The following is a 25,145-nucleotide window of genomic DNA, read 5'->3' on the forward strand; positions in this document are numbered from 1 at the left end:
ATGGTGCGGCGGGGCGGCGCCGTCGAGGCTGGGACGCATGGTCGCGTGGGTCGTGGAGCTGTGGGGACAGGTCGAGTCGTGGCTGCTCGCGCTCGTGGACTCTGCGTGGGCGCTCCCCGTGCTCTTCGCGACGACCGCCGGCGACGGGTTCTTCCCGCCGATCCCGGGCGAGACGGTGATCGTCATGCTCGCCGTCGCGGCCCAGTCGGGCGGCGGGGTCGCATGGGGGATCGTGCTCGCGGTCGCCGCGCTCGGCGCCTGGTGCGGCGACCAGCTCGCCTACGCCCTGGGGCGCGCGCTCGGCACCCGTGCCCTGCCCGCCCTGCGGGGCGCGCGCGGGCGGCGCGCGGTCGAGTGGGCCACGCGGTCGCTCGACCGGCGCGGCGCGTCCGTCGTGCTCGGGGCGCGGTTCGTCCCCGTCGGGCGCACGGCCGTCAACGTGACCGCCGGCGCGGTCGGGTTCTCGCGGCGCCGGTTCATGGCGCTGTCCGCCGTCGCCTCCGTGACGTGGGCGACGTACTCCGTGGTCATCGGGACGCTCGCCGCCGCGTGGGTCGGCGACAGCCCGCTGCTCGCGGTCGTGGTAGGCGTCGTCGGGGGCATCCTGCTGGGCGTCCTCGTCGACACCGTCGTCCGGCTCCGCGCGGCGCGGCGCGAGCGGGCCCTCGCCCCGGCGACCGGACCGGTCCCGGCATCCGTCGCGGCGCTCGCCGTGCCGGGCAGCGCGCCCGAGGAGACGGACCCTGACCTCGTCCCGTGCCCCGGCGCCGCGAGCTAGGACTGCCGGCCCGCAACGCGACGGCTCGGCCAGGAACACAGGAGGGCCCCGGTCGACGACCGGGGCCCTCCGCTGCTCTCGGGACGCGCCGGTCAGGACACGCCGAGCAGGTCGATGACGAAGATCAGCGTCTTGCCGGACAGGCGGTGCCCGCCGCCCGCCGGGCCGTACGCGAGCTCCGGCGGCACGACGAGCTTGCGGCGCCCGCCGACCTTCATGCCCGGGATGCCCTGCTGCCAGCCCGCGATGAGGCTGCGCAGCGGGAAGTTGATCGACTCGCCGCGGTTCCACGACGCGTCGAACTCCTCGCCCGTCTCGTACTCGACGCCGAGGTAGTGCACGTTCACGGTCGCGCCGGGCGTGGCCTCGGGGCCGTCGCCCACGGTGATGTCCTCGACGACGAGCTCGGTGGGCGCGGGACCCTCCGGGGCGTCGACCTCGGGACGGGACAGTCCGTTCTCTCCAGTGGTCATGCTCCGATCCAACCACGGCGCCGGGCGCCCGGTCCGGCGTGCGGAGCCGACGGCGCTCCGGCGCGGGTCGAGGTTGGGGTCGTCCGCAACCCCGGTCGGGGGCGCCCCGCACGGGCCGTTCGGCGACGCGCAACATCGCGAGCCCGAAAATCGCCATCATGGAGGCATGCCCACCACACCTGAGCCGCACTCCGGCGTGCCCGCCGACCCCGCGCGCCCGGGCGCACCCGAGGTGCCGTCGACCCCGGTGCCGCCGACCGCCGTCGGGCACCGGCCCTCCCCGCAGGAGGTGCGGCGGTGGCGCCGCTTCCTCGCCGACGAGCGCGCCGAGGCCGCGGTGTACCGGGACCTCGCGAGCCGCCGGACGGGCGAGGAGCGGGACATCCTGCTGGCGCTCGCGGAGGCGGAGCGCCGCCACGAGCAGCACTGGCTCGACCTGCTCGGCGAGGACGCAGGACGGCCGCTGCGCGGTGACTGGCGCACCCGCACGCTCGGGTGGCTCGCGCGGCGCTTCGGCGGCGTGTTCGTGCTCGCGCTCGCGCAGCGGGCCGAGGCGCGCTCGACGTACGCGACCGATGCCGACGCGACGCCCCGGATGGCCGCCGACGAGCGGATCCACGAGGAGGTCGTGCGCGGCCTCGCGACGCGCGGGCGCAACCGCATGTCCGGGACGTTCCGCGCGGCGGTGTTCGGCGCGAACGACGGCCTCGTGTCGAACCTCGCGCTGATCCTCGGCATCGGGGCGTCCGGCGCGTCGAACAGCACGGTCCTCCTCTCGGGCCTCGCGGGCCTGCTCGCGGGGGCCCTCTCGATGGGCGCGGGGGAGTACGTGTCCGTGCGCTCGCAGCGCGAGCTGCTCGACGCGTCGACGCCGAGCCCGCAGGCGTCGGCGGCGCTGCCCGACCTCGACGTGGACGCGAACGAGCTCGCGCTCGTCTACCGGGCGCGCGGCATGGCGCCCGCCGAGGCCGAGGAGCACGCGGCCGACGTCCTCGCCACGTACACCCAGCAGACGGTGATCGCGCCGCCGCCCGGCATCGACGAGCACGAGACGCACGGGACCGCGATGGGGGCGGCGGTCTCGTCGTTCCTCTTCTTCGCGTCGGGTGCGCTCATCCCGGTCGTGCCGTACCTCCTCGGGATGACGGGGTTCCTCGCGGTCGGGGTCGCGGCGCTCCTCGTCGGGATCGCGCTGCTCGCGACGGGCGCGACCGTGGGCCTCCTCTCGGGGACGTCCCCGCTCACGCGGGCCCTGCGCCAGATCGCCATCGGGTTCGGCGCGGCCGCGGCCACGTACGCGCTCGGCCTGGTGTTCGGGGCAACCGTCGGGTGAAATCCGGCGCGTCGAGTGGTGAGCGTCACACTCCCGTGCCTACCGTGACCTCGGACGGGCCCCACGGCCCGCCCCTTCGCTGCACCGACGACCCACGGGGCACACGATGGACGCGACTCACGACGCGCAGGGCAGGCGCGCACCGGCCGCCCGTCGCTGGATCGTGCGCGCGCTCGTCGCCGGTGGCGGTCTCGGTGCCGGCCTCGCGTTCGCCGTCGCGACCGCAGGCAGCGCGTCCGCCGCGGACGACCCGCTCGGGCTCGGCAAGCCACTCTCGCCCGTCACGTCGACGGTGCAGACCGTCGTCGACCCGGTCGTCCAGGACGTGGTCCAGCCCGTCGTGCGCGACGTCGTCGCCCCCGTGGTCCAGCCCGTCGCCCCGGTCGTGGAGAAGGTCGTCACCCCTGCCGCCCCGGTGGTCGAGGAGGTCGCGCGGCCCGTCGCCCCGGTGGTCGAGCAGGTCGTCCAGCCGGTCGCTCCCGTGGTTGAGCAGGTCGTGGAGCCGGTGGCGCCCGTCGTGCAGCCGGTGACCGACGCCGTCGCGCCCGTGACGACGCCGGTGCTCGACGTCGTCGTGCCGGCCGCGACGCCCGTCGTCGAGGCGGTCGCCCCCGTGGTGAACCCTGTGCTCGAGACGGTCTCGCCCGCGCTCGACCCGGTGACCCCGGTCCTGGAGGCGCTGACGCCGGTCCTCGACGTCCTGGCCCCCGTGACCGACCCGGTGCTCGGGCCGATCACCGGCCCGCTCGCTCCGCTGGAGCCGCTGACGCCGCTGCTCCCCGGGACGCCCGGCACGGGCACCCCGGGCACGGACGACTCGTCGGTCGGCGTCCCGTCGACGCCGGGCGCGGTCGACCTGGGCGGCGTCGTGGCCGCGCCGTCGGTGACCGCCGTCCCCTCGCTCTTGCCCGCCGCACCGGCGGCCGCCGCACCCAGCGCCACCACGACGGGCCGCGACGGCCCCGAGGATGTCGCCGCGAGGGACGCGCGCGCCCGGACGGCGGCGGCCGACGTCGCACCGACCGGCGCGCCGCTGCCCTCTGACGGGCCGACCGGCCCTGGGGGCGTCCCCTCCGACGGCGGCCCCGGCACCACTCCCTCGCCCTCCGGCAGCGCGCAGCGTGCCGGGGCGGGCGGCGAGCTCGCGGCGGTCGGCAGCGGTGCCGACGCCCCCGCGCTCTCCACCTGGACCGCCGTCGTGGACGACGCGCGGTCGAAGCACCCCTCGACCTTCTTCGAGGTCCCCGTCTCTCCTGCCTGACGTGGCTCGCGTCGCGCCCCGAGCGCGGCAGACGCGACCCGGCGCCGTCGTGCGCCAGCCACTTCTGAGCAGGAAAGAGAAACGATCATGCACACCTTCGTCCGGCGCGCGCTGCGCACAGCGCTCGTCACAGGCGGCCTCGTGGTCGTCGGGGCCGGAGCGGCCCACGCAGCCGAGGGCGACCTCCTCGGCGATCTCGGACTGGACGTGTCGGTCGAGGCTCCGCTGAGCCAGGTGACCGAGGTCCTGCCCGACGTCGCGGTCGACGTGCCCGTGCACGTCCCCGTGACCGTGTCCGACGTCGCGGTGGGCGCCCTGGGCGACGCCGCCGTCACGTCCGCGCCGGAGCCCGCTCCGGCTCCCGCACCCGCGCCCGCACCCGAGCCCGCGCCTGCACCGGCGGCTCCCGCGGACGTGGACGTCGACGTGCCGGTGACCATTCCGGTGGACGTGTCCGGGGTCGCTGCCGGTGTCCTGGGTGACGCCGCGGTGACCCAGGCACCGGCCGAGCCGGCGCCCGCGCCTGCTCCTGCGCCGGAGCCTGCTCCCGCCACGGGGGCGGACCCGGTGGACGTCGACCTCGACGTGCCGGTGACGGTCCCGGTGGACGTGTCGGGCGTCGCTGCGGGCGTCCTGGGTGACGCCACGGTGGCCCCGGCCCCGGCGGCGCAGCCGTCGGCCCCGGCGACCGGTGGTGGGGCCGGGGGCTCGACCGGCGAGGAGGCGTCCGGGGTGGACGTCGACGTGCCGGTGACGGTCCCGGTGAACGTGTCGGGAGTCGCTGCCGGTGTCCTGGGCGACGCGGCGGTGACGCCGGCTCCGGCGCAGCCGTCGGCTCCCGCGGCCGGTGGTGGCGCCGACGGCTCGACCGGCGAGGAGGCGTCCGGGGTGGACGTCGACGTGCCGGTGACCGTCCCGGTGGACGTGTCGGGTGTCGCCGTCGGCGTGGGCGGTGACGCCACGGTCGGTGGCGGGACGGCCGGCGAGGGCTCGGGCGACGGGACCGGCTCGACCGGCACCGACGGCTCGGGTCTGCTCGACGGCGTCCTCGGCGAGGACGGCCTCGTCGACGACCTGCTGGGCGACGGCCTCCTCGGGGGCGGTCTGCTCGGTGAGGGCGACGGCCTGCTGGACGGCGTGCTCGGCGAGGACGGCCTCGTGGACGACCTGCTCGGCGGCTCGTCGGGTGACGGTCTGCTCGACGGCGTGCTGGGCGAGGACGGGCTGCTGGGCGACGGCGGCGTGCTGGACGGCGTGCTCGGCGAGGACGGCGTCCTCGGGGCGCTGCCCGACCTGGACGTCGACCTGCCGGTGACCGTGCCCGTCACGGTCTGCGGCGTGGGTGTGGGCCTCCTGGGCGACGCCTCGGCGGGGTGCCCGACGTCCGCCGTCGTGCCGACGGACCCGACCGACCCGACGGACCCGACCGGCCCCACGGACCCGACCGACCCGACGGGCCCGACCGGTCCTGCGGACCCGGGGACGACCGGCGGCTCGGTGACCCGGGTGCTCAACCCGGTGAGCACGGGGACGGGCTCCACGAACGGCGCCGCGACCGGCACCGCGAACGCCGCGTCCGCCGTCACGGCGTCGGGCCCGACCGCCCTCGCCACGACGGGCGCGGGCGGTGACCTCGGTCTGCTCGTGATGGCCGGGCTGCTGACGCTGCTCGGTCTGTCGCTCCAGCGCTTCCGCCGGAAGTCCTGGGTCGCGGACCCGGACGCCTACACCCCGGTCTTCACCGACCGGAGCTGACGTCCAGAGACGCCAGGACCGCCCGGGCAGCTGCCCGGGCGGTCCTGGCCGCGCTCGTCGCGCGCTACGCGACGGCGAAGACGAGGGCCGCGATGGCGAAGCCCATGACGCCGATGGCCGTCTCCATGACCGTCCACGTGCGGAGGGTCGTCTTGACGTCCATGTCGAAGAACCGGCCTACGAGCCAGAACCCGGAGTCGTTCACATGACTGAGCACCACCGAGCCCGCTGCCACGGCGACGACGACCGCGGCGAGCTCGATCGCGTTGAACCCGCCGGCCTCCACGGCCGGGGCGATGAGCCCAGCCGCGGTGGTCAGCGCGACGGTCGCGGAACCCTGCGCCACGCGGAGGATCGCCGCGATGAGGAACCCGGCCACGATGACGGGCAGGCCGAGGTCGCCGAGCACGTCGGCGAGCGCGTCGCCGATCCCCGTCGCGCGCAGGACTCCACCGAACATGCCGCCCGCGCCGGTGATGAGGATGACCGAGCACACCGGGCCGAGCGCCGAGTCGAGGGTCTTCTCCAGCGCCGTCCCGGAGACGCCGCGACGGCGGCCCAGGACCCAGGCGGCGACGAGCACGGTGATGAGCAGCGCGATCGGCGTCGCACCGATGGCGCGCAGCGTCTGCACGGCGGGGTTGTCCCCGTCGACGGTCCCGGCGGCGCGGAGCGCGTCGAGGCCCGTGTTGGCGAAGATGAGCACGAGCGGGAGCAGGAGGATCGCGACGACGGTGCCGAACTTCGGCGGGTTCTCGAGCTGGTCCTCGTCGGCCTCGCCGAGGATCGCGGGGATGGGTAGCTCGATGCGGCGTCCGGCGAAGCGGCCGAACAGGTAGCTCGTGACGTACCACGTCGGGATGGCGACGACGAGGCCGAGCAGGATGACGATGCCGATGTTCGCGCCGAGGAACTCGGTCGCGGCGACGGGGCCGGGGTGCGGCGGCACGTAGATGTGCATGACGGAGAACGCACCCGCCACGGGCAGGCCGTAGAGGAGGAGCGAGCCGCCCAGCCGACGCCCGACGGAGAAGACGATCGGCAGCATGACGACGAGACCGGCGTCGAAGAAGATCGGGAAGCCGAAGATGAGGGAGGCGAGGCCGAGCGCGAACGGCGCCCGCTTCTCCCCGAACTTCTCGATGAGGAAGTCCGCCATGACCTTGGCGCCGCCGCTCGTCTCGACGAGCCTGCCGAGCATGGCGCCCAGCCCCACGAGGAGCGCGACGGTCGCGAGCGTCGAGCCGAACCCGGCGGTGAGCACCTCGACGATCGATCCCGTCGGGATGCCGGCGACCACCGCGGTGAGCAGGCTGACGAGGATGAGCGCCACGAAGGCGTGCAGCTTGAGCTTGATGATGAGGAACAGCAGGATCGCGATCGCGCCGGCGGCGATGGCGAGCAGCGGTCCGGCGGTCAGGGTCTGTGTCCAGTCCTCGGGGGGCATGGTGTCTCCGTCGACGGTCGGGTGCGTGGTGCGTGGTGCGTGGTGCGTGGTGCGTGGTGCAGGGGTGAGGGTCAGGGAGGGCGGCGCGGCTCAGCGCTCGCCCGAGGCGTCGTTCAGCGCTCGCCCGAGGCGTCGCTCAGTGCGTGCCCGAGGTGTCGCTCAGCCGGGTCCGGGCGAGGATCTCGTCCACGACCTGCTCGGGCGTGGCGGAGACGTCGAGCGTGAAGCCGGGCTCGTCGTCGGCCAGGGGCTCGAGCGTGGCGAGCTGCGACGGCAGGAGCGACGTGGGCATGAAGTGCCCGCTGCGGTGCTGCATGCGCTCGGCGAGGAGCTCGGGGGTGCCGTCGAGGTGGACGAAGCACACCTCGCCCCGGGCGGTGCGCAGCAGGTCGCGATAGGTGCGCTTGAGCGCGGAGCACGTGACGACGCCGGACCGGCCGGCCTCCGCCTCGCTGCTCAGCCAGTCGCGGATCGCCTCGAGCCAGGGCCACCGGTCGTCGTCGGTGAGCGGCGTCCCGGCGCTCATCTTGTCGATGTTGGCCTGCGGGTGGAAGCGGTCGGCCTCCGCGTACTCGGTGCCGAGGCGCTCCGCGAGCAGCGTCGCGACGGTGGTCTTGCCCGAGCCGGCGACGCCCATCACGACGAGGTGCTGCGGCAGGGGGTGGTTCCCGGTGTCGTCGGGCCGGTCGGTGGAGCTGACGTCCGTGTCCATGTGTCGACTTCCGTGTCGGGTGGGGGCGTCCGGTCGGGGCGGTGCCTGGGGCCCCGGCCGTCCCGGTGACGACCGTCGTGGTCGTCCTCGGCCTCCACTGTGGGGCATTGGTAGCACCTTTGGCAAGTGATTGATAGCACCATTGGCCGCCACTAGGCTGCGAGACATGGCGACGACGGTCCTGCACACCACCGTGCTCGACTCGCTCGGACGTCGCATCACCAGCGGCGACGTCCCCGCGGGCACGCCGTTGACCCTGGAGTCGATCGGCTCCGAGTTCGGGGTGTCGCGCACCGTCGCGCGCGAGGTCATGCGGCTCCTCGAAGGGCTCGGGCTCGTGCGGTCGAGGCGCCGCGTGGGGATCGTCGTGCTCGGCATCGAGGACTGGAACGTGCTCGACCCGCGCGTCATCCGCTGGCGGCTCGAGGGCCCCGGCCGCGACCCGCAGCTCCGCACGCTCACCGAGCTGCGGCACGCCGTCGAGCCGCTCGCCGCCGCCGGGGCCGCGCTCCACGCCACGCCCGCCGAGCGCGCCGAGCTCGTCGCCGCCGCCGGGCGCATGCGCCTGCTCGGGGAGGCGGGCGACCTCGAGGAGTTCCTCGCGCTCGACGTCCGGTTCCACGAGATCCTGCTCCGCGCGAGCGGCAACGAGATGTTCGGCGCGCTCGCGGGGGTCGTCGCGGCCGTCCTCAGCGGCCGGACGCACCTGGGCCTCATGCCCGCCTCGCCCGTCCCCGAGGCCCTCGACCAGCACGAGGCCGTCGCGCGCGCGGTCGCGGACGGCGACCCGGAGGCCGCCGAGGCCGCGATGGCCGCGATCGTCGGCGAGGTGCGCACCGCGCTCGACGGCGTCCCGCCCGCCCCCGCCTGAGCGGCACGCCCCGGCCCCGCCTGAGCGGCACGCCCCGGTCCCGTCGGGGGCTGGCGGGTCCCGCGGGCTCAGCGCGCGTGCACGCGGACCTCGGCCGCCTTGACGACGAACCAGACGCGCTCGCCCGGCACCAGACCGAGCTCGGCGACCGCGCGCGGCGTGAGGTCCGCGGCGAGGCGCGGCGCGTCGTGCCCGACGGCGGTCGTCGCCGCCGCGGCCCGGTCGCCGGGGCTCTCGCCGACCGCGCGGCCCCACACGCGCAGGAGCGGCCCGTGCGGCTCGACGCTCGTCACGACGACCCGGTACGCGTTGCGCGGGCTGCCCTCGGGCGTCGTGCGGTGCACGGCGACCGCGCGCGGCGCGAACACCGCGACGGCGCCGTCCCCGACCGCGAGCGGCTCGTCCGCCGTCCCGCGCACGCGGACCTCGGTGCCGTCGACGGCGACGGTCAGCTCGCGCCCGAGTGCTTCCCCGTCCGGGCCGACGCCCGCCGCGCCCCCGACCAGGTCCGTCGTCCCGTCCGTCGTCCCGCCCGCTGCCCCCGGCGCACCACCGCTCGCCGTCCGCACCGGCTCCAGGACGGCGACGTGCGCGACGCTCCCCGCGAGCAGGTTGACGCCCGCGAGGCGGGCGGCGAACCGGGACCGCGGCCGCGTGAGCACCGCGTCGACCGGCCCGTCCTCGACGACGCGGCCGCCCTCCAGCACGACGACGCGGTCCGCGAGGAGCAGCACGTCGAGCAGGTCGTGCGTCACGAGCAGGGTCGTGCGCGGGTGCTCGCGCTGCGCGTGGTGCAGCACGGTCCGGACGTGCTGCGCGACGCCGACGTCGAGCGACGCGAGCGGCTCGTCGAGCAGGAGCACGCGCGGGTCGGTCACGAGCGCCCGGGCGATCGCGACGCGCTGCGCCTGCCCGCCCGACAGGTCGGTCGAGCGGCGTCGCGCGAGGTCCGCCGCGCCGATGCGGGCGAGCGCGTCCCGGGCCTCCCCCCGGGCACGAGCGCGGGGCACGCCCCGGGACCGGAGGCCGAACGCGACGTCGTCCTCGACCGACAGGTGCTCGAACAGCAGTGGGCGCTGGCTCAGCCACGCGAGGTGACGACGGCGCGGCGGGAGGCGCGAGACGTCGTCGTGCCCGACGGTGACGCGCGCACCGGGGGCCTCGCCGGGTGTGAGCAGGCCCGCGACGACCTGCACGAGCGTGGACTTGCCCGCCCCGTTCTCGCCGAGCACCGCCACGACCTCGCCCGCCGCGACGGTGAGGTCCACGTCGAGCCCCCGCTCCGGCACGACCGCGCGCACGGTCAGCGCGGCGGGGGGCGTCCCGGTGCGCGAGGTCGGAGCCGCGACGGCTGCCGCGGCTCGGTCGACCGGCGGGTCGGCCTGCCGGCGAGCGGAGACGACGGCGCGGGGGCGCGGGCCGCCGTCGGGCGACGAGCCCCGGGTGCCTCGCCGCGGGCGGGTGCTGGGGCCCCCGAGCACGCCGGGCCCGTGGACGACGGCGGTGATGAGGACCGCGACCACGACGAGCACGAACGACAGCGCGACCGCGCTGTCCGGGTCCGCGCTGCGCTGGAGGTAGATCTCGAGCGGCAGGGTCTGCGTGACACCCTGGAGCGCGCCCGCGAACGTCAGGGTCGCCCCGAACTCGCCGAGGGCGCGCGCGAACGCGAGCACGGCGCCCGACAGCAGCCCCGGCAGGACGCGGGGGAGCGTGACCCGGCGCAGGACGGTCGTGGGCCGCGCGCCGAGCGTCGCGGCGACGTCCTCGAGGCGCGTGTCCTGGCTGCGCAGCGCGCCCTCCAGGCTGAGCACGAGGAATGGCAGCGCGACGAAGGTCTGCGCCAGCACGACGGCCGTCGTCGTGAACGCGACCTCGATCCCCAGCACCTCGAGGTGCCGGCCGATCAGGCCCCGCCGCCCGAACGTGTGCAGCAGCGCGATGCCGCCGACGACGGGCGGCAGCACGAGCGGCAGGAGCACGAGGGCGCGTGCGACGCGCTGCCCCGGGAACGTGGTGCGCGCGAGGACGAGAGCCATGGGCGCGCCGAGCACCACGCAGCACGCCGTCGCGGCGAGCGCCGTGCGCAGCGACAGGCCGAGCGCGTCGAGAGCCGCCGGAGAGGTCACGAGCGCCCAGAAGCCGCCGGTCCCGTCCGGCCCCGGCGTGAGCTCCACGCGCCCGACCATCGCCACCACGGGCACGACGACGAACAGCGCGCCCAGCAGCGCGGGGACGAGGACCCAGCGGGGCAGGCCGCGCATCAGGAGCCGCCGGGAGGCACGGGGGTCACGGTGCGTCGGGCGTGCCGAAGCCCGCGGCGGCGAGCGCGGCCTGCCCGGCGTCGCCGGTCACGAGGTCCACCCACGCCTGCGCGAGCGCGACCTGCTCCGGGCCGGCGTCCTCGGCCGCCGCGACGAGCGCGATCGGGTAGACGTTGAGCGCGGCGCTCGTCTCGGGCACGTCCACGACCTCGACGTCGTCGCCCGCGAGCGTCGCGTCGGTGACGTAGACGAGCCCCGCGTCGGCCTCGCCCGCCGTCACCTTGCCGAGCACGTCGGTGACGCTGGCCTCCTCGCTCACGCGGTGGAGGGTCACGCCCGCGGCCTCGGCGACGGTGTCGGTCGCGCTGCCGCACGGCACCTGCGGCGCGCACACGACGACCTTGACGTCGTCCCGCGCGAGGTCGGCGAAGGTCTCGACGCCCGCGGGGTTGCCGGGCGGCGTGACGATCGTCAGCGTGTTCGTCGCGAACGCGACGGGGTCGGCCGCGTCCCCGGCGTCGACGACCCGCGCCATGGAGCGCTCGTCCGCGGACGCGAAGACGTCGGCCGGCGCGCCGGCGAGGATCTGGTCGCCCAGGTCGGACGACCCGGCGAAGGACAGCGCGACGGTCACGCCGTCGTGGTCGTCCTCGAAGTCCGCCGCGAGGTCGGTGAACACGTCGCGCAGCGAGGCCGCGGCGAGCACGGTGAGGGTGCGGTCCGCGGCCGTCGTGCGTGCGGGGTCGGGGGTAGCGCCGTCGTCGGTCCCCGCGCCCGTGGCGCACGCGGCGAGGCCGGCGACCAGGGCCGCCGCCCCGAGCGCCACGAGAGGGCCCCGGGCGGGGCGGCGGGTCGTCGTGCGGGCGGCCGCGCTCACGCGGCTCCTCCGGGGGTCTCGACGATGACGGTCGTCGCCTTGACCACCGCGACGGCGAGGCTGCCGGGCTCGAGCCGCAGCTCGCGCACGGCCTCCGTGCTCATGAGCGACACGACGCGCTGGCCGCCGCAGAGCATCTCGACCTGGGACATGACGGTGTCGCTCACGACGTCCGTCACGATCCCCACGAACCGGTTGCGCGCCGAGCGGGCGACGCCCGAGGGGTCGGGCGTCGGGTGCGACTGCGCGTCGGCGAAGCGCGCGAGCTCCGCGCCGTCGACCACCTTGCGCCCGGCGTCGTCGGCGCTCGCGGCGAGGTCCCCGGCGTCGACCCAGCGGCGGACGGTGTCGTCGCTGACCCCGAGCAGACTCGCGGCCTCGCGGATCCGAAAGTGCGGCATGAAGGCGACCCTAGACCCGCATCTGCGGAGTGTCACCCGACGAGGTATGGTGCTGGGCTCCGCGGCCCGGCTGGGGAGGTGCAGTCTTCCCGCTTCCCCGAGCACGCCCCTGGAGCGGGTCTAGGCGACGTGCACCTGGCACTCGGGGCACACGGGTACGGCCGATGCCGCTTCGTCGCGAGTGATCGGACAGTGAAGCGGGCACAGGATGCTGACTCGGTGCGGGACGCGGGAGCCGGGGATCGAGCCCCAGGCGATGATGTGCAGGACGCGGGCACGGGCTGGGCCACCGCAGCCCGGACAGTCCACGGCGATCCACTTCTCGATGACGCTCATGGCGGCTCACGTTCTCGGCGCAGTCTTCGCGACCCTGATGGTTGCAGTACGCCGTCGTGGCCCGGGAGGTCCGCCGGCAGCGGGCTGCTTCACGACCGGCATTCCCCGCGACACGTGGACGCGTCTCTCACGATGCGCCCTCCGTGGCCCGCTCGCCACACCTGGTGAGGCGAGTCATCAGGTGCGCCAGGTGGGGTCGAAGTCCGGGTGCTCGGCGTAGGGCGTGGCGAGTGCTCGCAGGATGCGGTCACCGACGAAGGCGATGCCGCTCTGGGCGCGCTCGTCGGTGTCGCGCTCCAGGTCGGCGGTCATGTCGTACCCCGTGGCCTCGTAGGCGAGGGTGATGATGCGTCGTTTCATCGCGCACTCCGTCAGGATGCGTGAGCATGACCACGGCGCTGGAGGTCCTGGCCCGTCCTCGAGGGTCGCGCACGCTGCTTCGTCCTCGTCGATCCGAGCGAGGAGGAACTCCGTCAAGGCCATCTGCTCATCCTCCCACCGACGGCTGGACAGTCTCTCGTGGACACAGCGAGCAACCCGTCCAGGTGTAGTGTCGAAGTGTGGTTGATCGCCGGATCGGCCCACGCGACGCCGATCGAGAAGGCTCTCGGACGCCGGGCGAGATGGATGCCCCGGACGAGGACACCTCGGGCGCGCGGTGGGACGACGACGGGGGTTATGAACCCGACCTGGAGGACGCACCGATCTCCTTGAGTGGGGCGTCTGACGCCTCACCGACTGACGCGACGGCAGCGGATGCGAGCCGGCCCGCCGGTTCCGAGCATCGGACGTCACCATGAGCACCACCACTCCTCCTGCCACGTCCTTCGGCCGGGTGCAGGACACCGCACTGCAGCTGCGGGGCGTCCTGGACACTGCGCTGCCGCGCGAGCTCGGCACCGACGCGGAGCCCCCCCTCTACACCGTGACCGCCGTGTTCTCCCGCCGCGTGTCGGGCCCGGAGCAAGCGTTGCTCGAGCTGCCCGCCGTCACGACGTTGCTCGCCGATCACGGCTATGCGGGGGTCAGGCTGCGGGTGGAGGACCGGCGCCTGCTCATCGAGAACACGAACCTCGCCATGCTCTCCGGCGGGCTCGCCCACGAGATCGCGACGGTGATCCGGGACACCCAGGAGGCGATCGCGACGGAACGGACCAGGCGGGCGGACGAGCTCGAGGCCTGGCGCGAGGCCGAGGCGGTGCGTGCCGCGAGCGTGAAGGCCGAGGCCGACCGTGTCCGCTTCGAGTGAGGCGCCGACGCCCCAGATCCTGACGGTCCGCGCGCTGCCTGCGGCGCGGGCGACGGCTCGCGACTACTCGGTGCTGGCGAAGATCGTGCGCGAGTCCGGGCTGCTGCGTCGGCGGTACGGCTACTACTGGACCCGGCTGGTCCTGACGGTCGCCGCGTTCGGTGCCGTCTGGGCGGGGATCGTCCTGGTGGGTGACTCCTGGTGGCAGCTCCTGCTGGCCGTGGTGCTCGCTCTCGTGCTCGCCCAGCTCGCGTTCCTGGGCCACGACAGCTCCCACCGGCAGGTGTTCCGGTCGCGGGCCTGGAACGACTGGACCGCTCGCATCCTCGCGAACGCGCTCGTCGGGCTCAGCCACGCCTGGTGGACGATGAAGCACGACGCCCACCACGCAGCCCCGAACCAGGAGGGCCACGACCCTGACATCTCACCGGGCGTGATCGCGTTCACGCCCGCCGTCATCGCGAGCCGTCACGGCTGGCGAGGGTGGCTGGCACGTCGCCAGGGCTGGTACTTCTTCCCCCTGCTCGCCCTGGAGGGCCTCAACCTGCACGTCGCGAGCGTGCGCCGGGTGCTCGGCCGTCGGCCCGTGCCGCACCGTGGCGTGGAGGTCCCGGTCCTGCTCGGGCGGCTCGTCCTCTACCTGGTGGTGCTCGGCTTCCTGCTCCCCCCGACCCTCGCGGCGGCGTTCCTCGCCGTGCAGCTCGCGGTCTTCGGCATCCTGCTCGGCGGCGCGTTCGCCCCGAACCACAAGGGCATGCCGATCGTCCCGGCGACCGCGGACGTCGACTTCCTGCGCCGCCAGGTCCTCATGTCCCGCAACATCCGCGGCGGCCCGGTCGTCGACTTCTTCATGGGCGGCCTCAACCGCCAGGTCGAGCACCACCTGTTCCCGAGCATGCCCCGACCGAACCTCAAGCGCGTCCAGCCCCTCGTGCGCGAGTACTGCTCCCAGCTCGGCGTGACCTACACCGAGGTCGGGTTCTTCACCTCCTACCGGATCGTCGTCCAGTACCTCAACGACGTCCCCGGACGCGCCCGCGAACCGTTCTCCTGCCCCCTGGCCGCCAGCCTCGGCCGCTAGGGACACCGGGCCGCGCGTACAGCCGCTCCCAGGTTCGTTCCCAGGTCGAGGGCGTAGGGTCGAGTCATCCGCGGCGAACGTGCCCCGTCTGAGGTGCGCGGGCCCGGAACCGCAAGGAGGCCACCATGGCCACCACCCCGCTCAGCTCCGCCACGAACGGACAGCCCACCGCCGGCGTGTCAGGCAGCCGTCCCGACTCACGCGTGTCCCGCACGTCGGGCAACCCGACAAGAACTCCCCGCACCCGTACGGGGGCCACGTGGGTCGGCCTGTGCGTCGCCGCCCTCGTCCTGGTCGCACTCATCGTGTTCATGCTCCAGAACACGCAGCTCGTGGTCGTCTCGTTCCTCGGCTGGCAAGGCTCCGTCCCGCTCGCCCTGGCACTGCTCATCGCAGGCATCGGCGTCGGGATCGTCGCCCTCGTCGTCGGCACCCTGCGCATCCACCAGCTCCGCCGACGCCTCGCACACCAGGTCTAGCACCGCGGCGCACCGATGACCGACGACCGGGAGATCTCGACCCACCGACCCGCCGACCTCGTCGGCGAGATCGACGCCTCCCAACGCGAGATGGAAGACGTCGTCTCGGTCGTCGACCAGGGGGCGCCCGTCGATCTCGTCCTCTACGTCGCCGCACGCGCGCGCCTCGACACGGCCGTCGCCGCATGGAACCAGCGTGGGGGAGCCACCCGGCCACCACCTCGGTGACCGCGAGCTCGACGCACCGCCTGGTACCTGAACTCCCGATGGAGGACGTCGGTCGTCAGTCGGAGCAGGATCGCGGGACGTGCCGTTGTCACGACTGACCGTTGGTCGGGCGTGGCATGGTCGATCGGCTACGCGGAGGGTCGTGTGGTGCTCCACACGAAGAGGTCCGACGCTCCTGCGAGCTCGAGCACGTCTCGGGCGTAGTCGCTGCAGCCCAGGATGATCGGCCGCAGAGGGGCGCTGGCGGCGAGCAGGAGGAGGCTGACACCGGCGGAGTCCAGGAACGTGACGCGCGAGGCATCGATGTGCAGCGCCCCGTGGGCCGGGCTCGGGCGAGGTTGCGCGGACTCGACGACGGCGTAGTCGATCTCGCCCCACAGCTCCCACGAGTCGGGGCTGGATCGCAGGCCTCCGTGCAACGGGACGGGGGGATAGGTGGCCGGGTCGCTCTCGTGAGCCATGCGGGTGCCTTTTTCCGTTGAGGCCGGCCGACGCGGGAACACTGTCGGCTTCCAACCTCTCACACTCGCCGCTTCGGCGGTGGTCGGTCACCAGGTCCAGCAGCCGTCGTCACTGCGCGCCTCGGTTGCCCGATCGTGTTCCGACTCGAGGCACGGTGGCGGTGCGGGTACGCCCGACCCCATCGACGACGGCGAGCCTTCGAACGCCCGCGCCGCCGCCTCTCCCGCTCCGACGCCGCCCACGGCGCCCCGACCCGGACGCGCAGAACGGGTTCGTGGTGGCTGGCGAGCCGTCTGCGATCAGGGGCCGCGTCGTCTCCTGCGCCGGGTGTGGCACGCTCGGCGCGTGAGCGAGACGACCACCCGGGACGACGTCCGCGTCGTCGTGGAGGACCCGACGACCCCCGACGTGCTGGCGCTGCTGCAGGAGCACCTGGACGACATGCACGCGACGTCGCCGCCCGAGAGCGTGCACGCGCTCGACGTCGAGCGCCTGCGCGCGCCGGACATCACGTTCGTCACCGCGCGGTCCGCGGACGGCGGGCTCCTCGGGTGCGGCGCCCTCAAGCAGCACGACGCGACGCTGGGCGAGCTCAAGTCCATGCGCACGACGGCGGCCGCACGGGGCCGGGGCGTCGCCGCCACGGTCCTCGCGCACCTGCTCGACGTCGCGCGCGACCGCGGTCTGGACCGCGTGAGCCTGGAGACGGGCACCGAGGACTACTTCGCGGCGGCGCGACGGCTCTACGCGCGCCACGGGTTCGTGCCGTGCGCCCCGTTCGCCGACTACACCGACGACCCGAACAGCACGTACCTGACGCTCTCGCTCGCCTGACGGGGCCACCCTGCACCGGGGTAGAACCTCCGGTCGCGAGGTAGAGCCCGCCGCGCTCTACGTCACGACCGGGGGCTCTACCTCGCGACCGTGCGGTGGCGGGGGAGCGCCACGCCTCATGCGTCGAGGCGCAGGCGCGCCCCGAGCGCGACGGCGGCGACGACGGCCGCGCCGGCCACGAGGACGAGGTCCTTGAGCACGTACTGGCCCATGAGGGTCATGCCGTGGCCGAACAGCTCGCCCGCGAACAGCACGATCGGCGAGAGGATCCCGGCCATCGCGACGGCGAGCGCGAGCAGCCCCGCGCGGAGCAGCCGGCCGGTGAGGAGCGTCAGGCCGATGAACGTCTCCAGGACCGCGGTGAGGACCACGGCCGCGGTCCCGCCGACGAGGCCGAGCGTGAGCGTCTCGACGGTGCGTGCCGCGATCGCGGCCGCCGGGCTCGCGCCGGGGACGAGCTTGAGGACGCCGAACCCGAGGAACACGAGACCGAGGGCGACGCGCAGGGCGGGCACGGACCAGCGGGTGAGGACGCGCGCGGTCGCGGCGAGGGCGGCGTCCACCCGGCCCGCGAGGCGTGCGGGCACGAGGGCGGCGCGACGGCGGCGGGCGGGCGTGGCGTCCGCCGCCGACGGCGCGGACGGGCGGGTGGCGCGGGGACGACCGGCGGTCGTCGGGGCGGTGGTGGACATGCGGGAACCTCTTCCGGAGACGGTCGCGGTCGGGGTGACCGCCCCGGGAGGGAGGGCGTCGCAGGGGGTCCTGGGGACGGCGTCGGGCCGAATTCACCCGCCGACGGGCGCCGACCCGGGCCACCCGGACCGGCCGGACGGGACCCCGGAGGTCAGCGCGAGCGCGGGCGCTCCGAGGGGTCCCAGCCCGGCCGCGGGGCGCGCGCGGCGACCGACGCGTCGCGCGAGCGGTACACGACGTACGGGCGGAACAGGTACGGCACCGGGGCGGAGAACGCGTGCACGAGCCGCGTGAACGGCCACAGGATGAACAGCAGGTTCGCCGCGACGACGTGGAGCTGGAACGCCGCGGGCACGCCCGCCATGAGCTCCGGCTGCGGCTGGAGGTACCAGAGCGAGCGGAACCACGGCGAGATGGTCTGGCGGTAGTCGTACCCGAGCCCGTCGGCGAGGAGCTGCGTCTGCACCGTGGCCCACGACCCGAGCAGGATCGACGCCGCGAGGAACACGTACATCGTCTTGTCCATGCGCGTCGTCGCGCGGAAGACGGGCCCGGACGTGCGGCGGCGGTAGATGAGGATGAGCAGGCCCGCGACGAGCACGACGGCCGCGACCGACCCCATGTACGTCGCGACGAAGTGGTACGCGACCTCCTGGATCCCCACCGCCTCCGTCCACGACTCCGGGATCACGAGCCCCATCAGGTGCCCGAGGATCACGAACAGCAGGCCGAAGTGGAAGAGCGGCGAGCCGAGCCGCAGCAGCCGCTTCTCGTAGAGCTCGCTGGACCGCGTCGTCCACCCGAACTTGTCGTACCGGTACCGCCAGACCGAGCCCACGACGAACACCGCGAACGTCACGTACGGGAACACGACCCACAGCAGGACCTCTCCGGTGCTCACCCCGCTCATCGCACCGCACCTCCCGTCCGGTCGGGCGCGCCCGTGCCGTACGGCTCGAGCGCGAAGGGCTCCATGCCCACGAGCTCGGCGGGCGGCCCCGCCGTCACGAGCTCGACGTACCGCTGCTGCGTGCGCTCGTCGAGCGGCGGCAGCGTGAGGCACACGGCCTCGACGACCCCGGTCCAAGGGCTGCGCGCGCTCTCGAGCGCCGTGCGCAGCACCTCGATGCCGTCGCGGTGGGACGCGAGCAGACCGGCCGCGATCGTCGCGTCGTCGCCCGTGGTCCGGGCCGAGAACTCGAGCACCGTCGGCAGGTAGTCGGGGAGCTCCGATCCCGTGACCTCCCACCCGGCCGCGCGGTACGCCTCGACGAACGCGACGAGCGCCGTCCCGCGCCGGCGGGTGTCGCCCGCCGCGTAGTACGAGAGGTACATCGAGCACTTCCGCTTGAGGTCGAACGTCGCGACGTACCGCGCCTGGAGCTCGCGCAGGCCCGGCCCGCCCGGCGTCGTGAGCACCTCGCAGAAGTCCTCCAGGCGCTCGCGGACGGGGCTGGGCAGGCTCGGGGCGGACGCGCGGACGGCGTCGACCGCGGCGAGCACGTCCTCGTCCGGGTAGGCCAGCAGCAGCGACGCGGCCATGTGGGCGGTGCGGCGCTGGGCGGCCGACGTCGCGACCGGGGCCAGGTGGTCGGGCTGCGGACCCCGAGGCCGTGCCCCGGGCCGCAGGGCCGGGGTCGGGAGCAGGGAGCGCGCCCTCATCGGGTGCCTCCGTCGGGCTCGACGCGGGGACCGCTCCCGGGCGCGGGACCGCGCGCCGGACCACCCGCCGGCCCGCCGGGTGCGGGTCCATCGGGCGCGGGTCTACCGGGCGGCGGGGGACCGGGGATCGTGTCGTGCCGCGCGTCCTGGCGCCCGCCCGGCAACGACCCCGGGCCGCCCGGCGTGACGCCGCCGGGTGCGCCCGCCACGTCGCCCGGCTCCGGCCCCTCGCCCGGCGGGAAGAGGCCGGGCGGTCGCCCGTTGCCGTCCCAGTTGAGGAGGTTGACGCGACCGGGGGTCGACGGCCCGTAGGGCGAGTCCGCCGTCTGCCGCGCCTGGAGCACGTGGAAGTTCTCGACCGCGACCGGCACCGGGCTGCCCGACGTCTCGCCGAACGGTCCGCCGCCCGTGAGGCCCATGCCACCCATGCCGGGGCCGCCGTCGTAGTCGAGGGAACATGACATTTCGTCACGGCTGCCGAGCTCGTCGAGCTCGCGCGCGATCTCGGTGTGCGCGGTCGGGATGACGTACCGGTCCTCGTACTTCGCGACGGCGAGCAGGCGGTACATCTCCTCGACCTGGGCACCGGTCATGCCGACCGCGGCCGCGGTCCGCTCGTCGGCCTCGCGGCCGAGGTTGATGTCGCGCATGTACGACCGCATGGCGGCCAGACGGCGCAGCACGCGCTCCACCGGGGCGGTGTCGCCCGCCGTGAACAGTCCGGCGAGGTACTCGAGCGGGATGCGCATCTTCGAGATCGCGGCGAACAGCGTGCGCCCGTCCTCGCCGTCGTTCCCGGAGGCGGCGACGACGTCGACGACGGGGGACAGCGGCGGGATGTACCAGACCATCGGCAGCGTGCGGTACTCGGGGTGCAGGGGCAGCGCGACCTCGTAGCGCGAGATGAGGTCCCAGATCGGCGAGCGCTGGGCGGCCGTGATCCAGTCGTCGGGGATGCCCTCGGCACGCGCGGCGGCCACGACCTCGGGGTCGTTCGGGTCGAGGAAGACGGCGCGCTGCGAGGCGAGGAGCTCGTGCTCGTCCTCGACGCTCGCGGCCTCGGTGACCTTGTCGGCGTCGTAGAGGACGAGGCCGAGGTAGCGCAGGCGTCCGACGCAGGTCTCGGAGCACACGGTCGGCAGGCCGACCTCGATGCGCGGGTAGCAGAGCGTGCACTTCTCGGCCTTGCCGGTCTTGTGGTTGAAGTAGACCTTCTTGTACGGGCACCCGGTGACGCACATGCGCCAGCCCCGGCACTGGTCCTGGTCGACCAGCACGATGCCGTCCTCGGCCCGCTTGTACATGGCGCCCGAGGGGCACGAGGCGACGCACGCCGGGTTGAGGCAGTGCTCGCAGATGCGCGGCAGGTAGAACATGAACGTCTTGTCGAGCTCGGTGGCGACGTGCTCCGACATGTGCTGGAGCACGGGGTCGTCCTGCATGGTCGCGGTCGAGCCGCCGAGGTCGTCGTCCCAGTTCGCGGACCACGAGATGTTGATGTCCCCGCCCGTGAGCAGCGACTTCGGCCGGGCGACGGGCGTGTGCTGCCCCTGCGGCGACGAGAGCAGCATGTCGTACTCGTAGGTCCACGGCTCGTAGTAGTCGTGGATCGAGGGGAGCTTCGGGTTGGAGAAGATCGTCGCGAGCTTCTTCAGGCGGCCCCCGGCGCGGAGCTTGAGCCGGCCCTTCTTCGTCCGCACCCAGCCGCCCTGCCAGCGCTCCTGGTCCTGGTAGGTGCGCGGGTACCCGAGCCCGGGACGCGTCTCGACGTTGTTGAACCACACGTACTCCACGCCCGTGCGGTTCGTCCACGCCTGCTTGCACGTCACCGAGCACGTGTGGCACCCGATGCACTTGTCGAGGTTCATGACCATCGACATCTGCGCCATCACGCGCACGACCCCACCCCCTCCCGGCCGGCCGGCCCGAGGCCGCCTGCTGCGCCCGTCCGCGTCACGAGTACCGCACCTCCTGGCTCCGGCGCCGGACGACCGTCATCTCGTCCCGCTGGTTCCCCGTGGGCCCGAGGTAGTTGAACGCGTACGAGAGCTGGGCGTACCCGCCCGCGAGGTGCGTCGGCTTGAGCAGGATGCGCGTGAGCGAGTTGTGGATGCCGCCGCGCAGGCCCGACGTCTCGGCGAGCGGGACGTCGATCGTGCGGTCGGTCGCGTGGAACATGTAGACCGTGCCCTCGGGCATCCGGTGGCTGACGATCGCGCGCGCCACCACGACGCCGTTGCGGTTGTACGCCTCGATCCACTCGTTGTCCGCGACGCCGATCTTGGCCGCGTCGGCCGGGCTCATCCAGATGCCGGGGCCGCCGCGCGACAGCGACAGCATGAAGAGGTTGTCCTGGTACTCCGAGTGGATCGCCCACTTGTTGTGCGGGGTCAGGTACCGCACCGCGACCTCCGCGTGCCCGGCAGACCCCGGGTAGCCCGACGGCGAGGTGTCGCCCACGACGGGCGAGTCGCCGAACAGCCGGTGCATGTCGAGCGGCGGCCGGAAGACCGGCAGGTGCTCGCCGAGCTCGATCATCCAGTCGTGGTCGAGGTAGAAGTGCTGCCGACCCGTGAGGGTGTGCCACGGCTTGAGCCGCTCCACGTTGACGACGAACGCCGAGTACCGGCGCCCGCCGTGCTCCGAGCCCGACCACTCGGGCGAGGTGATGACCGGGGTCGGGCGGGACTGGACGTCCGGGAACGTCACGCGCTTGCCCTGCTCGTCGCGGGCGAGGTCCGCCAGGGGCGTGCCCGTGCGGCGCTCGACGTGCTCGAACCCCTGCACGGCGAGGCGACCGTTCGTCGTCCCCGAGAGGGCGAGGATCATCTCGCACACGTGCGTGTCGCGGTCGAGGCGCGGACGACCGGCGGCGGGGCCGTCGGGCACGAGCCCGTTGCGCCGGCCGAGGTCCGCGACCTCCGGCCCGGGCGAGAACTGCACGCCCTTGGTCGCCATGCCCGCCTTCTCGGTGAGGGGGCCGAGCGCGGCCATGCGCGCGGCGAACGCCGGGTAGTCGCGCTCGACGACCACGAGCTTCGGCATCGTCACGCCCGGCACGAGCTCGCGCTCGGTCACGGGCTGCCCCGAGTCGGTGAGCGCGCCGTGCGGGACGGCCATCTCGTCCGGGGTGTCGTGCGCGAGCGGGGCGGCGACGAGGTCCTCCCGCACCCCGAGGTGCGTCACCGCGAGCTCGGAGACCTTCGCCGCGACGGTGTGGAAGATGTCGAAGTCCGTGCGCGTCTGCCACGGCGGGTCGATCGCCGGGTTGAACGAGTGCACGAACGGGTGCATGTCCGTCGAGGACAGGTCGTGCTTCTCGTACCAGGTCGCGGCGGGGAGCACGACGTCCGAGAACAGCGTCGTCGACGTCATCCGGAAGTCGAGCGTGACGAGCAGGTCGAGCTTGCCCCGCGGCGCCTCCTCGCGCCACGTCATCGACCGCGGGCGCCGCTCGGGACCGGACTCCGCGGCGTTGACCGCGGCGTCCGTCCCCAGGAGGTGCTGGAGGAAGTACTCGTTGCCCTTGCCCGACGACCCGAGGATGTTCGCGCGCCACACCGTGACGACGCGCGGGAAGTTCGCCGGGTCGTCGGGGTCCTCGCACGCGAACCGGAGGGTCCCGGCCTTGAGCTCGTCGACGACGTGCTGCGCCGGCTCCTTGCCCGCCGCGCGGGCCTCGTCCACCAGGTCGAGCGGGTTGCGGTCGAACGTCGGGTAGCTCGGCATCCAGCCGCGCTGCGCGGACTCGACCAGCGTGTCCGCCGTCGTGCGCCCGGAGAACTGGCCCCGGGCGAGCGGCGACGCGAGCGCGTCCGCGGGCAGGCCGTCGTAGCGCCACTGGTCGGTCGCGAGGTACCAGAACGCGGTGCCGATCATCTGGCGCGGGGGGCGCGACCAGTCGAGGCCGCCCGCGTACTGTGCCCACCCCGTGACGGGACGGCACTTCTCCTGCCCCACGTAGTGCGCCCACCCGCCGCCGTTCACGCCCTGGCAGCCCGTGAGGGTGGTCAGCGCGAGCATCGCGCGGTAGATCGTGTCCGAGTGGAACCAGTGGTTCGTGCCCGCGCCCATGATGATCATCGAGCGCCCGCCCGAGTCGAGCGCGTTCTGCGCGAACTCGCGCCCGATGCGTGCGGCTGCCGCGGCCGGGACGCCCGTGAACCGCTCCTGCCACGCCGGGGTCGCGGGCGTCGCGTCGTCGTCGTAGCCCGCGGGCCACTCGCCCGGCAGGCCGAGCTCCGGCCGGTTCACGCCGTACTGCGCGAGCAGCAGGTCGAGCACCGTCGTGACGAGCCGCCCGCCGACGCGACGCGCCGGCACGCCACGCACGACGACGCCCGCACCGCCCAGGTGCGCGCCCGCGTCGTCGCCCGGGGCCGGGTCGAGGTCGAACCGCGGCAGCCCGACGGCGACCGTCTCGTACGAGTGGTCGGCCGAGGGAGAGCCCGGGTCCGCCGGGGTAGAGCCCTGGTCGGCCGGGGTAGAGCCCTGGTCGGGCGACAGCGGGCGCTCGGGGACGGTGTCGCGGCTGGGAGGCGTCTGGGGGGAGCCCCAGAAGACGCCGTGCGGGTCGGCGACCGAGAGCAGCGGGTCGATGTCGCCGAGGTCGAGGTTCCACCGCCCGGCGTCGGCCTCGCCGTAGCGGTGGCCGAGGCTCCCGTGCGGGACGCGCGGGGTGCCGTCCGCGTCGAGCACGACGGTCTTGAAGCGCGCGTTCGCCGAGCCGGCGCCGTCGTCGCCGGGGCGCCCGACGCCGTCGGGCAGGTCCGCCGCGGTGAGGAACTTCCCGGGCACGTACGTCGTGCCCGAGCCGTCGTCGTGCTCCTCGAGCACGACGAGGTGGGGGAGGTCCGTGAAGCGGGCCGCGTACTCCGCGAACTGCGGGGTGCGGCGCTGCGCGTAGTGCTCCGTGAGGATCACGTGGCCCATGGCCTGGGCGAGCGCGCCGTCCGTGCCCGGGTGCGGGGCGAGCCACTCGTCGGCGAACTTCGTGTTGTCCGCGTAGTCGGGCGACACAACGATCACCTTCTGGCCGCGGTAGCGCGCCTCGGTCATGAAGTGGGCGTCGGGCGTGCGGGTCACGGGGACGTTCGAGCCCCACATGATGCAGTACGTCGAGTTCCACCAGTCCGCGGACTCCGGGACGTCGGTCTGGTCGCCGAAGACCTGCGGGGACGCGACGGGCAGGTCGGCGTACCAGTCGTAGAACGACAGCATGGTGCCGCCGAGCATCTGGACGAACCGCGCGCCCACCCCGTGGGAGACCATCGACATGGCGGGGATCGGGGAGAACCCCGCGATGCGGTCGGGCCCGTACGCCGCGATCGTGTGCACGTGCGCCGCGGCGACGATCTCCGCCGCCTCGTCCCACGTGGCGCGCACGAGGCCGCCCTTGCCGCGCGCCGCCTTGTAGGCGCGGGCGGTGGTGGGGTCCGTCGTGACCTTGCGCCACGCGAGCACCGGGTCGCCCGTGGCGGCGCGGGCCGCGCGGTAGGCGTCGAGCAGCGCGCCGCGCACGTAGGGGTAGCGCACGCGCGTGGGGGAGTAGGTGTACCAGGAGAACGCGGCGCCGCGGGGGCAGCCGCGCGGCTCGTACTCGGGCGAGTCCGGCCCCACGGAGGGGTAGTCGGTCTGCTGGGTCTCCCACGTGATGATGCCGTCCTTGACGTACACCTTCCACGAGCACGACCCGGTGCAGTTCACGCCGTGGGTCGAGCGCACGACCTTGTCGTGGGACCAGCGGTCACGGTAGAACACGTCGCCCTGGCGGCCGCCCGTGAGGAACACCTGCCGCAGGTCGTCGGACACCGTCCCGCGTTTGAGGTGCTTGCCGAGCCGCAGCAGCGCGTCCTCGACCGGGCCCTCCGACGTCGTCGTCATGCGGCGCTCCCGCCCCCCGGGGCGGCGGGGACCACCGGGCACCACCAGGGGCGGCGCGCCGGCGGC

The 25,145-nt window shown here is 74.3% G+C and carries 23 protein-coding genes and 1 pseudogene; 10 read left to right on the forward strand and 14 right to left on the reverse strand.

The genetic code is table 11. The features are described 5' to 3' along the window. Positions 1-37 precede the first annotated feature (37 nt). Entirely contained in the window at positions 38-778 is a 741-nt protein-coding gene (locus E1O70_RS02510) for a DedA family protein (RefSeq protein ID WP_061267831.1), read from the forward strand. A gap of 92 nt (positions 779-870) precedes the next feature. On the opposite strand, the gene E1O70_RS02515 is transcribed toward E1O70_RS02510, so the two are convergent. After that, entirely contained in the window at positions 871-1,251 is a 381-nt protein-coding gene (locus tag E1O70_RS02515) for an FKBP-type peptidyl-prolyl cis-trans isomerase (RefSeq protein ID WP_043659735.1), read from the reverse strand. A 166-nt stretch (positions 1,252-1,417) separates the two neighbouring features. On the opposite strand from E1O70_RS02515, the gene E1O70_RS02520 reads away from it, so the two are divergent. The 3 genes from E1O70_RS02520 to E1O70_RS02530 all read left to right on the forward strand — a co-directional run bounded on the left by E1O70_RS02520 (position 1,418) and on the right by E1O70_RS02530 (position 5,600). Beyond that, the gene (locus E1O70_RS02520) at positions 1,418-2,584 is read left to right on the forward strand and encodes a VIT1/CCC1 transporter family protein (RefSeq protein ID WP_082774478.1); all 1,167 of its coding nucleotides are present in this window, start codon (positions 1,418-1,420) and stop codon (positions 2,582-2,584) included. A gap of 106 nt (positions 2,585-2,690) precedes the next feature. Then, the gene (locus E1O70_RS02525) at positions 2,691-3,845 is read left to right on the forward strand and encodes a hypothetical protein (protein WP_061267830.1); all 1,155 of its coding nucleotides are present in this window, start codon (positions 2,691-2,693) and stop codon (positions 3,843-3,845) included. Positions 3,846-3,932: 87 nt separating this feature from the next. Then, positions 3,933-5,600 (forward strand): hypothetical protein, encoded by a 1,668-nt coding sequence (locus E1O70_RS02530; protein ID WP_061267829.1) that lies wholly within the window; start codon positions 3,933-3,935, stop codon positions 5,598-5,600. A gap of 64 nt (positions 5,601-5,664) precedes the next feature. Here the strand turns inward: E1O70_RS02530 and E1O70_RS02535 are convergent, their stop codons facing one another. Next, entirely contained in the window at positions 5,665-7,047 is a 1,383-nt protein-coding gene (locus E1O70_RS02535; protein ID WP_061267828.1) for a GntP family permease, read from the reverse strand. A 136-nt stretch (positions 7,048-7,183) separates the two neighbouring features. Next, positions 7,184-7,759, reverse strand: a complete 576-nt coding sequence (locus tag E1O70_RS02540; RefSeq protein ID WP_082774477.1) for a gluconokinase — start codon at positions 7,757-7,759, stop codon at positions 7,184-7,186. A 166-nt stretch (positions 7,760-7,925) separates the two neighbouring features. Between E1O70_RS02540 and E1O70_RS02545 the strand changes: the two genes are divergently transcribed. Further along, positions 7,926-8,630 (forward strand): FadR/GntR family transcriptional regulator, encoded by a 705-nt coding sequence (locus E1O70_RS02545; protein WP_128957716.1) that lies wholly within the window; start codon positions 7,926-7,928, stop codon positions 8,628-8,630. 68 nt (positions 8,631-8,698) lie between these two features. Here the strand turns inward: E1O70_RS02545 and E1O70_RS02550 are convergent, their stop codons facing one another. From E1O70_RS02550 to E1O70_RS20645, 5 genes and pseudogenes are all read right to left on the reverse strand, one after another. Then, positions 8,699-9,931 carry a sulfate/molybdate ABC transporter ATP-binding protein gene (locus E1O70_RS02550; protein ID WP_420808500.1) on the reverse strand — a complete coding sequence of 411 codons (1,233 nt, stop codon included), beginning with the start codon at positions 9,929-9,931 and terminating at the stop codon, positions 8,699-8,701. Between the two features lie 102 nt (positions 9,932-10,033). Beyond that, positions 10,034-10,894 (reverse strand): annotated as a pseudogene (locus tag E1O70_RS20290) (ABC transporter permease); the annotation flags it as partial. A gap of 25 nt (positions 10,895-10,919) precedes the next feature. Beyond that, the gene (gene modA, locus E1O70_RS02555; RefSeq protein ID WP_240696571.1) at positions 10,920-11,771 is read right to left on the reverse strand and encodes a molybdate ABC transporter substrate-binding protein; all 852 of its coding nucleotides are present in this window, start codon (positions 11,769-11,771) and stop codon (positions 10,920-10,922) included. Further along, positions 11,768-12,172 carry a TOBE domain-containing protein gene (locus tag E1O70_RS02560; protein ID WP_061267811.1) on the reverse strand — a complete coding sequence of 135 codons (405 nt, stop codon included), beginning with the start codon at positions 12,170-12,172 and terminating at the stop codon, positions 11,768-11,770. Before E1O70_RS02560 ends, modA begins: the two co-directional genes overlap by 4 nt. A 513-nt stretch (positions 12,173-12,685) precedes the next feature. Beyond that, on the reverse strand, positions 12,686-13,306 hold the full coding sequence (locus tag E1O70_RS20645) for a DUF6221 family protein (RefSeq protein WP_318280491.1): 621 nt from the start codon (positions 13,304-13,306) through the stop codon (positions 12,686-12,688). Between E1O70_RS20645 and E1O70_RS02570 the strand changes: the two genes are divergently transcribed. The 4 genes from E1O70_RS02570 (at position 13,305) to E1O70_RS02585 (ending at position 15,545) form a co-directional block, all read left to right on the forward strand. After that, positions 13,305-13,757, forward strand: coding sequence for a hypothetical protein (locus E1O70_RS02570; protein ID WP_051027704.1), 453 nt, complete (start codon positions 13,305-13,307; stop codon positions 13,755-13,757). The genes E1O70_RS20645 and E1O70_RS02570 overlap by 2 nt on opposite strands. Then, positions 13,741-14,838, forward strand: a complete 1,098-nt coding sequence (locus E1O70_RS02575; RefSeq protein WP_205688597.1) for a fatty acid desaturase family protein — start codon at positions 13,741-13,743, stop codon at positions 14,836-14,838. Before E1O70_RS02570 ends, E1O70_RS02575 begins: the two co-directional genes overlap by 17 nt. Before the next feature lie 125 nt (positions 14,839-14,963). Then, entirely contained in the window at positions 14,964-15,317 is a 354-nt protein-coding gene (locus E1O70_RS02580; protein ID WP_082774471.1) for a LapA family protein, read from the forward strand. A gap of 15 nt (positions 15,318-15,332) precedes the next feature. Further along, positions 15,333-15,545: a hypothetical protein gene (locus tag E1O70_RS02585; protein ID WP_061267809.1), complete on the forward strand. Its 213-nt coding sequence runs from the start codon at positions 15,333-15,335 to the stop codon at positions 15,543-15,545. Between the two features lie 128 nt (positions 15,546-15,673). Here E1O70_RS02585 and E1O70_RS02590 read toward each other — a convergent pair whose 3' ends face one another. Continuing rightward, complete coding sequence (locus E1O70_RS02590) at positions 15,674-16,006, reverse strand: STAS domain-containing protein (RefSeq protein WP_043652484.1); 333 nt, start codon at positions 16,004-16,006, stop codon at positions 15,674-15,676. Positions 16,007-16,352: 346 nt separating this feature from the next. Here E1O70_RS02590 and E1O70_RS02595 point away from each other — a divergent pair, with 346 nt between their 5' ends. Further along, positions 16,353-16,841: a GNAT family N-acetyltransferase gene (locus E1O70_RS02595; protein ID WP_061267808.1), complete on the forward strand. Its 489-nt coding sequence runs from the start codon at positions 16,353-16,355 to the stop codon at positions 16,839-16,841. A gap of 116 nt (positions 16,842-16,957) precedes the next feature. On the opposite strand, the gene E1O70_RS02600 is transcribed toward E1O70_RS02595, so the two are convergent. The 5 genes from E1O70_RS02600 to E1O70_RS02620 all read right to left on the reverse strand — a co-directional run bounded on the left by E1O70_RS02600 (position 16,958) and on the right by E1O70_RS02620 (position 25,079). Continuing rightward, a complete protein-coding gene (locus E1O70_RS02600) occupies positions 16,958-17,533 on the reverse strand; it encodes a DoxX family protein (RefSeq protein ID WP_205688598.1) in 576 nt (191 codons plus the stop codon). 152 nt (positions 17,534-17,685) lie between these two features. Next, positions 17,686-18,444, reverse strand: a complete 759-nt coding sequence (gene narI, locus E1O70_RS02605; protein ID WP_205688599.1) for a respiratory nitrate reductase subunit gamma — start codon at positions 18,442-18,444, stop codon at positions 17,686-17,688. After that, positions 18,441-19,196, reverse strand: a complete 756-nt coding sequence (gene narJ / locus E1O70_RS02610) for a nitrate reductase molybdenum cofactor assembly chaperone (protein ID WP_082774470.1) — start codon at positions 19,194-19,196, stop codon at positions 18,441-18,443. Before narJ ends, narI begins: the two co-directional genes overlap by 4 nt. Next, positions 19,193-21,094 (reverse strand): nitrate reductase subunit beta, encoded by a 1,902-nt coding sequence (narH, locus tag E1O70_RS02615; RefSeq protein WP_240696572.1) that lies wholly within the window; start codon positions 21,092-21,094, stop codon positions 19,193-19,195. The genes narJ and narH overlap by 4 nt, the downstream gene beginning before the upstream one ends. A 55-nt stretch (positions 21,095-21,149) precedes the next feature. Then, positions 21,150-25,079: a nitrate reductase subunit alpha gene (locus E1O70_RS02620; protein ID WP_061267807.1), complete on the reverse strand. Its 3,930-nt coding sequence runs from the start codon at positions 25,077-25,079 to the stop codon at positions 21,150-21,152. Positions 25,080-25,145 lie beyond the last annotated feature (66 nt).

This window comes from Cellulosimicrobium funkei (assembly GCF_004519295.1).
Taxonomy (GTDB): domain Bacteria; phylum Actinomycetota; class Actinomycetes; order Actinomycetales; family Cellulomonadaceae; genus Cellulosimicrobium; species Cellulosimicrobium funkei.

Bases quoted from the DNA above. Each gene is read 5' to 3' on its own strand.
- E1O70_RS02530 (WP_061267829.1), top strand. From the start codon at position 3,933: ATGCACACCTTCGTCCGGCGCGCGCTGCGCACAGCGCTCGTCACAGGC.
- E1O70_RS02620 (WP_061267807.1), bottom strand. From the start codon at position 25,079: ATGACGACGACGTCGGAGGGCCCGGTCGAGGACGCGCTGCTGCGGCTC.
- E1O70_RS20645 (WP_318280491.1), bottom strand. From the start codon at position 13,306: ATGGTGACGTCCGATGCTCGGAACCGGCGGGCCGGCTCGCATCCGCTG.
- E1O70_RS02590 (WP_043652484.1), bottom strand. From the start codon at position 16,006: ATGGCTCACGAGAGCGACCCGGCCACCTATCCCCCCGTCCCGTTGCAC.
- narJ (WP_082774470.1), bottom strand. From the start codon at position 19,196: ATGAGGGCGCGCTCCCTGCTCCCGACCCCGGCCCTGCGGCCCGGGGCA.
- E1O70_RS02570 (WP_051027704.1), top strand. From the start codon at position 13,305: ATGAGCACCACCACTCCTCCTGCCACGTCCTTCGGCCGGGTGCAGGAC.
- E1O70_RS02525 (WP_061267830.1), top strand. From the start codon at position 2,691: ATGGACGCGACTCACGACGCGCAGGGCAGGCGCGCACCGGCCGCCCGT.
- E1O70_RS02540 (WP_082774477.1), bottom strand. From the start codon at position 7,759: ATGGACACGGACGTCAGCTCCACCGACCGGCCCGACGACACCGGGAAC.
- E1O70_RS02515 (WP_043659735.1), bottom strand. From the start codon at position 1,251: ATGACCACTGGAGAGAACGGACTGTCCCGTCCCGAGGTCGACGCCCCG.
- E1O70_RS02520 (WP_082774478.1), top strand. From the start codon at position 1,418: ATGCCCACCACACCTGAGCCGCACTCCGGCGTGCCCGCCGACCCCGCG.
- narI (WP_205688599.1), bottom strand. From the start codon at position 18,444: ATGAGCGGGGTGAGCACCGGAGAGGTCCTGCTGTGGGTCGTGTTCCCG.
- E1O70_RS02545 (WP_128957716.1), top strand. From the start codon at position 7,926: ATGGCGACGACGGTCCTGCACACCACCGTGCTCGACTCGCTCGGACGT.
- E1O70_RS02600 (WP_205688598.1), bottom strand. From the start codon at position 17,533: ATGTCCACCACCGCCCCGACGACCGCCGGTCGTCCCCGCGCCACCCGC.
- E1O70_RS02585 (WP_061267809.1), top strand. From the start codon at position 15,333: ATGACCGACGACCGGGAGATCTCGACCCACCGACCCGCCGACCTCGTC.
- E1O70_RS02510 (WP_061267831.1), top strand. From the start codon at position 38: ATGGTCGCGTGGGTCGTGGAGCTGTGGGGACAGGTCGAGTCGTGGCTG.
- E1O70_RS02535 (WP_061267828.1), bottom strand. From the start codon at position 7,047: ATGCCCCCCGAGGACTGGACACAGACCCTGACCGCCGGACCGCTGCTC.
- E1O70_RS02560 (WP_061267811.1), bottom strand. From the start codon at position 12,172: ATGCCGCACTTTCGGATCCGCGAGGCCGCGAGTCTGCTCGGGGTCAGC.
- E1O70_RS02580 (WP_082774471.1), top strand. From the start codon at position 14,964: ATGGCCACCACCCCGCTCAGCTCCGCCACGAACGGACAGCCCACCGCC.